Source organism: Chromobacterium sp. FG89 (assembly GCF_057808735.1).
Genome location: NZ_JBMDIQ010000066.1, coordinates 1 through 1,430 on the forward strand (window position 1 = coordinate 1; position 1,430 = coordinate 1,430).

A 1,430-nucleotide genomic window follows, 5' to 3' on the forward strand; every position below is an offset into this window, starting at 1 on the left:
CCTGGCCGATGCGCGGGATGAATTGGTGGCCCCAGCCGGCGCCGGCGCTGGGCATGACCACGCGCAGCCAGCAGGAGGATTTGTCGTCGAGGTTAGCGCCTATGCTCGGGTGTTCTTCCGGCCGCTGCCAGTGGAATTGCACCTTGATGCGGCCGTGCTGGTCGGTGTGGACTTCTTCGCCCTGGGGGCCGACCACGGTGGCGGTCTGTACGCCGCGAGACTTGGGTTTGGCCAGTTCGGTATGAGCGTAGGCCGGGGTCAGCGGCACGCCGCGGCGTTGGGCGTCGAAGTCGGCGCGGAAGGGTTGGGCTTCCTTGCCATCCTGGAAGGCTTTGAGATCCGCCGGCAGGTTGTTACGCGCGCTTAAGGCTTGGCGGGTAACGACGAATTCGCGCTGTTCGCTGCTGTCGCCCTCGTGGGCCGGATGGTCGTCCAGGCGGAACCATTGGCCGGCGGCCAGGCCGCGCACCGAACCGCCGCCGCTGAATTGCTTGGCGTTCAGGTCATGCGCTTGCTGGCGCAGCTGGGCGTAATGGCTGAGCTGGTCGGCGTCGCCGGCGTAGTACAGCGATTGCGGGTCGTAGTCGTGCAAGGAGGATTGCAGCGCCTTGCCGTTCTGGCCCTGGTCGATGCGGCTGTCATCGCCGCTGTGCTGGGTCTGCACCGGCTGATAATCGAAGCTGGCCAAAGCCACCGCGCCGGGAACGATCTGGCGTTGGGCGTTCCACTCGGTCAGGCCGTCTTCGGCTTCGGTGGCGTCGCTGCGGTGGAAACGCACCCGCTCGACGCCGGCCGGCGGCAGGCTGTAAGGGTCGTCGAAGGCGACCAAGCGCACTTGTGGCGTGTCGCCGTCCAAATGGTCGAAACGCCAGGCGTAACCCTCTTCGTGCAACAGGCGCACGATGAAGTCGTAATCGCTCTCGCGGTACTGCAGACAGTAGCTACGCGGCGACGCCGGGCCGGTCTTGAAGTCCTGGGCCTGCACGCGGGCGAATACCGGATTGGCCTGCTGATGCTCGCTCAGAATCTGCGTGACGATGTCCGGCACCGACTGATCCTGGAACACCCGCGAGCTGACGCGGTGCCGCAACAGCGCGAACGGCGGCTCAATGGTCAGCTGATAACGGCTGAAACCGCCGTCCGAACCCAGGCACTCGGCCTTGGACACCACGCCGCAGCGCAGGCTCTCCGCGCCGGCGGCGTCGAGGATGCCGAGCCGGGCCGGCAGGCCGAGCAGGCTCTTGAGTTCGATCTTGCCGTCCGGAGACAGACAGGTGAGCTGGTAGGCGTAAGACCGGGACACGCCTTCTTCGCCGGCCAAGCTCAGCGGCAGCAATTGCTCGGCCGCCACGCTGCCGTCGCCCAGGCTGAGGGTGAGCAGGCGCTGGTCCTGGTTGAAGGCGGAGGCGAAGCTGGCGAGCAGGGTGCTG

At 66.7% G+C, this 1,430-nt stretch carries 1 protein-coding gene; it reads right to left on the bottom strand.

Going from position 1 to position 1,430, the window contains the following annotated elements; genetic code table 11:
• Positions 1 to 1,430: type VI secretion system Vgr family protein (locus ACODRW_RS24255; protein WP_488906913.1), on the bottom strand; the 1,430-nt coding region annotated here is incomplete at both ends.